The organism is Tenacibaculum larymnensis (assembly GCF_028829235.1).
In the GTDB taxonomy this organism is placed as follows: domain Bacteria; phylum Bacteroidota; class Bacteroidia; order Flavobacteriales; family Flavobacteriaceae; genus Polaribacter; species Polaribacter larymnensis.
The window spans coordinates 1-817 of the sequence record NZ_JAIWJY010000036.1 but is presented as its reverse complement, the minus strand read 5'-3'; the positions used below and the strand labels follow the sequence as shown (position 1 = coordinate 817).

Below are 817 nucleotides of genomic sequence, written 5' to 3'. Positions count from 1 at the left end.
GTTAATCGTAACATTCTGTGTTCCTGCTGCTGGACAATTGTTACTGTCAACTACTGAAACTGTATACGTATCAGATACTAAGCCACTAAAGACTAATGGGCTTGCTCCTGTTAAGGTAAAACTTGATCCTAACGCTCCGCTTAACGTAGCTGTATATGGTCCAGTTCCATCAGCAATAGTAACTGTTATCTCTCCTCCATCTGTTGTACATGCATTGTCATTCTTAGCAACACTAAAGTTAACCTGAGTAACATCGGCTACATTAACATTCTGTGCAACCTCACAACCATTCGAGTCTCGCACTGTTACAATGTAATCTCCTTGTGCTAAATTCTCAAATAAGTTATTTCCACTGTAAGGAACTGCTGCTGATCCGCCTGGTGTAGCTGAACCTGTATCTGGTGCTAATTGGTATTCATAGCCACCCCAACCGCCTGCAACAGCATCTACACGAATACTTCCGTCTGTATCTCCTGTACATGTAATTCCTGTCGGAACTGTGGTATAAGTAATTGCTGCTGTTGGACCTGCTATAGTAAACGTAGCTGTATCTCTTGTACAATCTGGGTAAGCTGTCATTACTACTCGTACAAAGTAATCGCCTGCGGCTAAACCGGTAATAGTTTCTGCTACATTTCCTGTTCCACTTCCTGTAATAGCTGTAGCTGTTCCTGCATCGAATACTGTATAAGTATATCCGCCTGTATATGGTGTGCTACTATCAAATACAATTTCTACTGCTGCTGTACTTGATCCGAAACAAACAACTGGTGCTGTTTGAGTTACATTGATTAAATGATCTGGTACTGCTACTACT

General features: G+C 41.5%; 1 protein-coding gene. It reads right to left on the bottom strand.

The window, feature by feature from the left end; genetic code table 11:
* Positions 1-817 (bottom strand): hypothetical protein (locus LCI24_RS16910; protein ID WP_420803001.1); only part of this gene is annotated, 817 nt, incomplete at both ends.